This is a genomic window from Limnospira sp. PMC 1279.21 (assembly GCF_032349615.1).
GTDB lineage: Bacteria > Cyanobacteriota > Cyanobacteriia > Cyanobacteriales > Microcoleaceae > Limnospira > Limnospira fusiformis.
Genome location: NZ_JARPLU010000178.1, coordinates 1 through 8856 on the forward strand (window position 1 = coordinate 1; position 8856 = coordinate 8856).

The following is an 8856-nucleotide window of genomic DNA, read 5'->3' on the forward strand; positions in this document are numbered from 1 at the left end:
GGATATGCACTAATTGTCCCGTGTGCTAAGACTGAATGGAGTGCATTTTGAGTGTGACGGTACGACTATCGGGTTAAGTGAATTCCCGCTATCGCCGTCAGGGTAACGCCATAGAAAAAACGAGCCTGGAGGGATTTTAACCCTTCATAAAGGCTATAACCCCTATTCTACCGTTACTCTAGTGCACTCAAGGGCGATCGCACATTTAGGAGTTAGTGCAAAAAAAACCCCTAGGTATTTAGCCTAGAGGGTATTGTGTTGTGGGTTTATTGGGGATTAATCATCGAGTTGATATATTGCCCTAAGAATTGCCTTAACTTCTGGTAAATCTGGATTGATACCGATATTAATTAAGGCTTGTTTCCCCATATCTAGTGGCAATGGTTGCCTTTGATGTCGTGTCAGGATACCTAACTCTGTAGCCAGGTGGCGGCGTTTTTTGTACTTGCTGTCATTAACTGCAACACTATGACCAAATGAACGCGCTCTGATTTCTTGTGGTATCCCGTTCATTTCTCCTAGTTGGTTACCAAGGTGTTGGAAAGCATAAGTTTGAGTGAATCCCCAATCGTGACGTTCTAACCATTTGCGGTGATTATCGTTAAACTTGCTAGGGTCTTTGGATTCTGTGATAGGTAAGCAGACGTTATGAATTCCTAGGCGGTTAATCAGAGTCTTGTCTTTTGACATTGGGATAGCTAACCGCCAACCTGTCTTGGTGCTACCACCAAAGTAAGTAAACTCACCAATAACCAGCACTAACTCAAGGTTGTTAGGGTCAGATACAGCCGGGAAAGTGATACCGTCAACCGTAATGGCTTTGGTTAAGTTTTGACCTGCCGCAACTTCTGACGGTCTCAACCCGTATAAAGCACACATTGCCGACACCCAGCACCAACCATCACGTGCCTGGTTTTCTGTTGACCGCCCATAATCAGTGTTGCGTTCCTTGTCTAGCAAACTTAACAAGGTATCCAAGTCTATACTTTGGGATTCAGCAAATACTGTTTGAGTAGGGTCAATCTTTTCTAATTTCTCCAGTGCTTTCTTGCGTCCAGCGCGTTCTGCTACCTGTTTTAACCGGTAGTATCTGTCTTTAAAGTCTTTATGTCCTACTGGGTTGTTACCGTCTGGTAGTGGACTATACAGTGCTTCTTTGATACCTTCCCAACTAACGTAAGTATCCCAATCTGTGACTTGATCGAATACCTGGGTGAAGCAACGTCGGAAAGATTTCCGGTCACTAGCCATATCGCGGGAACGTTTTCGCTTGGTGTTACGATGTACCCCATTAAAGTAATCATCCTCCATGTCTTTGAATACTTGACGATAAGTGATTAAGTCGTTTTCCATGGGAACTTTGGACTCATCAAGGATAGTAGCCTTGTACCAGTCCAACCATTCAGATACTGACTGGAATTGTCCATCAAGGGATTTATGGACTAGCCAAGCCTTGTCAACAGCCTTGCGGATACCCTCAGAAGTGAACTGACAATTACATCCCCGTTGTTTACGCCCCCCGTTTCCGGGTCAGTGGTGATGTCTAGTTGGATTGTCCCCCGGTTACGTTTAATCCTGACACCCTTGGGACATTGTTTGCGGGATAGATTAAAAAACTCAAGAATGTCTTGAAAGCCTTGATATGTACCACTGTGTGTACTGTTTATACTTGCACTCATTTGGCACTAACTCCTAAATGTGCGATCGCCATTGAGCGCATTAGAATGGCGGTAGAATAAGGGTTATAGCTTTTATGGAGGGTTCAAATCCCTCCATGCTCGTTTTTTCTATGGCCTTATTGAGAAGGAGCCACAGACAACGGATTAACCCAAATACTTGTCGGTGTGAATGGGTAACTGTTTGCAAACATTAGGTAAGAGACTCATCGCCTTGTTGGTTTTTCCCCACCAGGTTAATTGTGAACGGAGAGGGAGGGATTCGAACCCTCGGAGAGGCTGAACACCCCTCAACAGATTAGCAATCTGCCGCTTTCGACCACTCAGCCACCTCTCCCAGTGACATCATTCTACTATAACTGATTCTCAAAAATAAGTCTAGTCTTGTCGCCAAAAAATTTGCTCGACCTTCCCAGAGATTTTAATGGCCCGTTGATTCTCGGTTAATAATCCCATTGAGAAAAATATCAGTGAGTCCTTCAGCCATTTCCTGCATATCGTTGGGGGAGGCGGCTGGGTCAATAATAGTGCGATAACTGAAGCCAGCTACAGCAAACATCCCCAAAAATACCTGGGCGACGATACGGGGATTCATGGGACGATAAACCCCCTTCTCGATGGCGGTTTGAAAGAAAGCCTCAGCCACGTCTGTCATTTTAGCAATAATTTCTGACTGAATGCGATCGCTCAATTCCGGGTGAAACTGCGCTTCTAGGAAACAAACCCGCAGTAAATCGGCGTTACTATGCAGACCCATCATCCGATGTCGCATAATTTGTGAAATCCCTTGATAATTAGCGACTTCACTCAATTCTGTGAGTAAATCCGTCAAAATCTCCACCCATCCCTGAGTCACGACCTCGACCAAAATCGCCTTTTTATTAGGAAAGTAGCGAAATATAGTCCCCTCCGCCACTCCCACCTTAGCAGCCAAGTCCTTGATAGTAGTTGCTTCATAGCCACGTCGCGCAAAAAGTTTAGTCGCCGCTTTCAGGATACGAGTAGGTATGTCAACTTCTCGGGGTGGAGATTGATTAAAGATGTTCATAAATAAATTGAAGCTGTGGGGGAGATAATTATCAAAACCCTGAGTTGATGGTATGATAGGCAATTCGCCAGAGTCAAGAGTGGATGAGACATTGTAGTTCACGAATAGTATTTTTCATGGATAGCAGTTGACGGGGGAGTATGTCAATATAGAAACTATGATCTAAACCAGAAACTCAAAAATCTTTATGAATCTAAGTTGGTTCGTGACTTCACATAACCACCATCAAAAACGATTACCCCCTTGGCTAAAACAATTTCTGCTGTTGCTGTTAGCAATTGTCCTGGGGGTGACTACTTTTGGACAGCCAACCCAAGCTGATGAACTTCCCAGCAATTCGCCATCTATCCAACCTTACTTAGATCGAGTTATCGATAAAGTGAGTGAATTTCGCCTGGATAATGGGATGAAATTTATAGTCTTACAAAGAAATCAAGCGCCAGTGGTTTCTTTTTTAATTCATGCAGATGTTGGGGGTGTTGATGAACCGGAAGGACAAACGGGGGTAGCCCATTATTTAGAACATCTGGCTTTTAAGGGGACTAAACGGATTGGGACGAGTAATTATGCGGCGGAAAAACCGCTTTTAGATAAACTAGATCAACTATTTGACCGTATCCTGGTCGCCCAAAATCAGGGTAATACAGAGGAAGTAGCTAAACTGACGGCGGAATTTGTGAAGGTGGAAAAACAAGCGTCTGAGTATGTTAACCAAAATGAATTTGGGCGGATTGTTGAACAGTCGGGGGGAGTGGGAATGAATGCTACGACTTCTGCTGATGAAACGAGATATTTCTACAGTCTACCATCGAATAAGTTAGAATTGTGGATGTCTCTGGAATCGGAGAGATTTTTAGAACCTGTATTCCGAGAATTCTTTAAGGAAAAAGAGGTAATTCTTGAAGAAAGAAGACTGCGGACTGATAATTCTCCGGTGGGTCAAATGGTGGAGGCTTTCGCTGAAACGGCGTTTCAAGTACACCCCTATCGTCGTCCGGTGATTGGTTATTTAGAGGATTTGCAAAGGATGACCCGCCCAAATGTTCAGGATTTCTTTGATACCTATTATGTACCGAGTAATTTGACTGTAGCGGTGGTGGGAGATGTAGAGCCATTACAGGTTAAAAAACTGGCGGAAATCTACTTTGGTCGCTATCCATCTCGACCTCATCCCCCACAACTTGATGTGAAGGAACCGCCACAACTTGAAACTCGCGAAATCACTAAATATCTACGTTCTCAACCTTGGTATTTAGAAGGGTATCATCGCCCGGCTATCAGTGACCCAGACCATGTGGTTATAGATGCGATCGCCAGTATTCTTAGCAGTGGTCGCACTTCCCGGTTATATCAATCTTTGGTAGAACAAAAACAGGTAGCCCTCGCCGCCCAAGGAATTAGCAGTTATCCGGGAAATAAACATGAGAATTTGATGTTGTTTTATGCGTTAACTTCCCCTAATCATACGGTGGATGATGTGGCGGCGGCTTTACAAGTGGAAATAGACCGCCTCAAAAATGAACTGGTTTCTCCCCGGGAATTAGAAAGGGTAAAAACTCAGGCGCGGGCGAGTTTATTGCGATCGCTTGATTCTAATATGGGGATGGCTTTTGCTTTAGTTAACTATGAGGTGAAAACAGGATCTTGGCGGAACCTATTTGAAACTTTGGATGCTATTTCGGCTATCACTCCCCAAGATATTCAAAGGGTCGCCCAGGCTACTTTCCGCCCGGAAAATCGCACGGTGGGTCGTCTTTTATCGCAAAATTAATGTACCACTTCCTAATAATATGCAATTGACAACCTCTATGAAATTGAAAAAATCCAGGTTATTACTAATGGCGATCGCCTGTCTAACCCTGGTCATGACAGTGGTTTGGCATTCCCCCGCAGTCGCCGGAGTTCCCAAACATTATCGGGAACTAGAATTCCCTCCCCTCCGCACTTTGGCACTTCCCGAATACAGTCGCTATGAACTTGACAATGGCATTGTTATTTATTTAATGGAAGACCGGGAACTTCCTTTAGTTAGGGGAAGTGCTATCTTTAAAACTGGCAGCCGTTTTGAACCTAATAATAAGGTAGGATTAGCTAGTTTAACGGGGAGTTTAATGCGCGCTGGGGGAACCAAAAAACATCCCCCCCAAGTGTTAAATGAAATCCTGGAACACAAAGCCGCATCGGTAGAAACGGGAATTAGTGACACTATGGGAAATGCGGGTTTTAGTGCATTAAGTGAAGACCTGGATGCGGTATTTAGTTTATTTGCAGAAGTGATTAGGGAACCAGCTTTTGATTCTCAACAATTAGCGTTAGCGAAAAATCAAATGCGAGGGGCGATCGCTCGTCGAAATGATGACCCTCAACGCATAGCTAGTCGGGAATTTCAAAAGCTAATTTATGGGGAGACAAGTCCCTACGCTCGCAGTGTCGAATATGAACATTTAGCACAGATTTCTAGGTCAGATTTATTCAAGTTTCATCAACAGTATTTTCACCCCAAAAATATGATATTGGGGATTGTAGGAGATTTTGATTCAGCGGAAATGCGATCGCTAATTGCTGAAAAGTTCGGAGATTGGAAATCTGGCGATCAAGCTATAAATCCTCCCCTTCCTGATGTGAATCAGGTTAATATGGGTGGGGTATTTATGATTGACCAACCCCAACTCACTCAAAGTTATGTGCAGATGGGACATTTAGGCGGTAAGGCTAATAATCCTGATTACCCGGCGCTAATGGTTCTTAATGGTGTGATGAATGGCTTTGGTGGTAGGCTATTTAATGAAGTGCGATCGCGTCAAGGTTTAGCCTATTCTGTGTATGGGGTATGGAGTCCTAATTTTGATTATCCCGGCTTATTTATTTCTGGGGGTCAAACTCGTTCAGATACGACTGTTCCATTAATTCAGGCGATGAAATCGGAAATTAAGCGCATACGCACGGAACCCATTACCGCCGACGAATTAAACTACGCCAAGGAATCAACCCTTAATTCTTTTGTGTTTAATTTCGCTTCCGGCGACCAAACCCTTTCCCGTTTGATGCGTTATGAATACTTCGGTTATCCCGCCGATTTTATCTTCAACTACCGTCGTCAAGTTGAGGAGACCACCATTGAGGATGTTCAGAGGGTGGCGGCTGAGTATCTCCAACCCGAAAAGCTGGTGATTTTAGTGGTGGGTAATCAAAAGAGTATTAATCCCCCCCTTAATAGCTTGAATGAGGATGTCAAAGTTACCTCGATTGATATTACTATCCCCAATCAAACCTAGATATTTTGAAGGCATGATAATTCCTCATTGACAAAAATCTCCCTCTCTCTCAGGGAGAGGGTCATCACCCCCCCTACCAAATGCTGAACTATGGATGGCATAATTTAACTGGGTGGGGTTCAATGCTATTAATGTTGCAGTAAAACGACGGTGGCAATTCCTAACACAAAGAAACCAAAGAATTTTTGTAATCGTTTACCGTCAATAAACTGATTCAAATAAGCGCCGCCGAGAGTCCCTAAACTAGCAGCTATGGTCATGGAAAAGGTGAGAGACCAATTGATAGGAACCTGTCCTAAATAGCCGATAATGCCAGCAATAGAGTTAAATGTGATAATTAATAAGGAAGTGCCGATCGCCTCTTTAATCGGAATTCCCCCCAGCAATACCAATACTGGTACGATCGCAAATCCACCCCCAACCCCGACAAATCCGGTAATTACACCTACGCCTAATCCCCCCAGGGGAATCAACCACCAGCGAGAATTGTCTTTACCCACAGACGGACTGACCGCCTTGGGGACATGATTACTGCGGGAAATCATCAATATACTAGCCAGTAAGGCGATCGCCCCAAAAGTGACCATTTGAATGGTATCGGTAATCCCAGGAAAAGATGCTAAACGAGCGCCAAAATAAGCCCCTACCATGGCTGTTGGGGTAAAAACTGCAAAAGTCTTAAAATTCACGTTTCCACGCCGCCAATGGGGTAACATCCCCAGCAAACTGACTGAACCGACAATGGCTAGACTCATGGCGATCGCTTCTCTAGTCCCTATTCCCATAATATAAACGAGAACCGGAACGGCTAGAATTGACCCTCCGCCCCCAATTAAACCCAGACTCAAACCAATACAAATAGCGAGGAGATGTCCGACAATCAAAATAATCATTAATCTATGAGAAAATAGGGAATATCAAAAAAACATTTGGGGCGGGTTACGCAATTAATAATTAATAATTAATAATTAATAATTAATAATTATCGGCGCGGGCTCTGTAGGGGCGGGTTCTACAGTCAGCTTTAATGTATCACCAGAAAGATAGATAAACCCGCCCTTTCTGACCAGTCAGCTTTGGTGTGTCACCAGAAACATGGATAAACCCGCCCTTTCTTTCTGACCAGTCGGCTTTAATGTATCACCAGAAAGATAGATAAACCCGCCCTTTCTTTCTGACCAGTCAGCTTTGGTGTATTACCAGAAAAATAGATAAACCCGCCCTTTCTGACCAGTCGGCTTTGGTGTATTACCAGAAAGATAGATAAACCCGCCCTTTCTGACCAGTCAGCTTTGGTGTATCACCAGAAAGATAGATAAACCCGCCCTTTCTTTCTGACCAGTCGGCTTTGGTCTATCACTAGAAACCCAGAAAGATAGATAAACCCGCCCTTTCTGACCAGTCGGCTTTGGTGTGTTACTAGAAAGATAGATAAACCCGTCCAGATTTTGCTTAAAGACTTAGGAAAGACTGGGAACTTTTCCGCAGCGTTCATTAGCAGGAACCGCAGCCATAATTTTTTTGGGGTCGGGAAGATTGAGACTATTCATTAATTCAATAAAACTCTGGCGGCTTTTTCCGGCTAAACGGGGGTTGTAAAGTTTTTCTTCTTGAATAGTGGAAACTGTATGACCTCGATAGTCATGACCAGGATAAACTAAAGTATTTTCGGGAAGTGTAAAGAGTTTTTGAACAATGCAATCATAAAGTTGTCCGGGGTCGCCACTTTGGAAATCAGTACGTCCACAACCTCGGATTAATAGGGAATCTCCGGTTAAAATACGATCGCCATTTACCAAATAAGTGATATGGCTGTCAGTGTGTCCGGGAGTAGCGATCGCCTCAATTTTAATCTCCCCTAATTCTAAGACTTCTCCATCACCAATGTAGCGATCGGCACAGGCTGCATTAGCCTTTTGGGGTACAATTCCCAGACATTCGGTAAGCTGGCGTAGTTTCCCCGTCCCGGTAATATGGTCAGCGTGAATATGGGTTTCTAAACAATAGCGTAACTTTAATTCCAATTCTTCCAGCAATTTCAGATCGCGATCGACTTGTTCAAGAACCGGATCGACTAAGGCTGCTTCCTTGGTGACAGTATCAGCAATTAGATAGGTATAAGTGCTGGTTTCCGGGTCGAATAGCTGACGAAATAGCATTGATTCTCCTTTAGCCGTTGCATTTAGATATTATGTGAATACTTAACTAGATAGTAAAATATTAAATGCTAAACGTCAATGGGTGGGGGTTAACGAAAGTAAGGTCTTCCTTTCCAGAAAACGCCGACGAGAACGCCAATAAAGGAAAATCGTGATAAAGTGATCACGATGTCAGGTATGGGAAGTAAGGATTTAATCCATAAACCCAGAAGTAGACAGGCAAGCAAAGCCCAGAGACTGCCGGAATTAAGGATCATATCTTGGTCCCAAAGTTCCAAGAGATAAACAGCCAAAGCGCCGATACCGATCGCCGACAGGATAAACATAATTATGCCCAAGGGTGGGGAATACAAGAAGGCGATCGCCTGAGAGAGACTAGCCGAATAGGTTAAACCCAGAGTCAACAGCAACTCAACCGCCGCCACTATAGCCACTGTGACCCCGGCGCTTTGAAGTAGCCACCGCCAGGGTAAAGATTTCAATTGGTATATTAAACGATTCATGGTCTGATGTCCTATATGAGTAGCCGACAATTTGACTGCTATACTACAATTTTTGGCAGGTTGTCGAATTTGAGAGAGAGCATGATTTAATCTCAAATTAGGTGAATATTTTAGGGCAATACGGTATAATAAGATAAGAAGTGCGAAACGTTTAGGAGTGAAATAGGGCTGCAATGCCTGAAATAACCTTCCAGC

The 8856-nt window shown here is 43.8% G+C and carries 7 protein-coding genes and 1 tRNA gene; 2 read left to right on the plus strand and 6 right to left on the minus strand.

The annotated features are described in order from the left end of the window. Positions 1-276 precede the first annotated feature (276 nt). From P5683_RS20255 to P5683_RS20265, 3 genes are all read right to left on the minus strand, one after another. Complete coding sequence (locus P5683_RS20255; protein WP_008048981.1) at positions 277-1398, minus strand: hypothetical protein; 1122 nt, start codon at positions 1396-1398, stop codon at positions 277-279. A 525-nt stretch (positions 1399-1923) separates the two neighbouring features. Beyond that, positions 1924-2013: transfer RNA gene (locus P5683_RS20260), tRNA-Ser, on the minus strand. An 84-nt stretch (positions 2014-2097) separates the two neighbouring features. Next, positions 2098-2724: a TetR/AcrR family transcriptional regulator gene (locus P5683_RS20265; protein ID WP_006669869.1), complete on the minus strand. Its 627-nt coding sequence runs from the start codon at positions 2722-2724 to the stop codon at positions 2098-2100. A 187-nt stretch (positions 2725-2911) separates the two neighbouring features. Between P5683_RS20265 and P5683_RS20270 the strand changes: the two genes are divergently transcribed. Both P5683_RS20270 and P5683_RS20275 read left to right on the plus strand, forming a co-directional pair. Further along, a complete protein-coding gene (locus P5683_RS20270) occupies positions 2912-4495 on the plus strand; it encodes a pitrilysin family protein (RefSeq protein WP_006669868.1) in 1584 nt (527 codons plus the stop codon). Positions 4496-4514: 19 nt separating this feature from the next. Then, positions 4515-5999 carry a pitrilysin family protein gene (locus tag P5683_RS20275; RefSeq protein ID WP_273248714.1) on the plus strand — a complete coding sequence of 495 codons (1485 nt, stop codon included), beginning with the start codon at positions 4515-4517 and terminating at the stop codon, positions 5997-5999. A 128-nt stretch (positions 6000-6127) separates the two neighbouring features. Here P5683_RS20275 and P5683_RS20280 read toward each other — a convergent pair whose 3' ends face one another. The 3 genes from P5683_RS20280 to P5683_RS20290 form a co-directional block, all read right to left on the minus strand. Further along, positions 6128-6892, minus strand: coding sequence for a sulfite exporter TauE/SafE family protein (locus P5683_RS20280; protein WP_006621103.1), 765 nt, complete (start codon positions 6890-6892; stop codon positions 6128-6130). A gap of 567 nt (positions 6893-7459) precedes the next feature. Beyond that, positions 7460-8158 (minus strand): MBL fold metallo-hydrolase, encoded by a 699-nt coding sequence (locus P5683_RS20285; protein WP_006621102.1) that lies wholly within the window; start codon positions 8156-8158, stop codon positions 7460-7462. Positions 8159-8247: 89 nt separating this feature from the next. Further along, a partial coding sequence (locus P5683_RS20290) for a hypothetical protein (RefSeq protein WP_315645543.1) occupies positions 8248-8856 on the minus strand: 609 nt, incomplete at its 5' end.

Coding starts and splice junctions, on each gene's coding strand:
- P5683_RS20275 (WP_273248714.1), top strand. CDS start 4,515: ATGCAATTGACAACCTCTATGAAATTGAAAAAATCCAGGTTATTACTA.
- P5683_RS20265 (WP_006669869.1), bottom strand. CDS start 2,724: ATGAACATCTTTAATCAATCTCCACCCCGAGAAGTTGACATACCTACT.
- P5683_RS20270 (WP_006669868.1), top strand. CDS start 2,912: ATGAATCTAAGTTGGTTCGTGACTTCACATAACCACCATCAAAAACGA.
- P5683_RS20280 (WP_006621103.1), bottom strand. CDS start 6,892: ATGATTATTTTGATTGTCGGACATCTCCTCGCTATTTGTATTGGTTTG.
- P5683_RS20285 (WP_006621102.1), bottom strand. CDS start 8,158: ATGCTATTTCGTCAGCTATTCGACCCGGAAACCAGCACTTATACCTAT.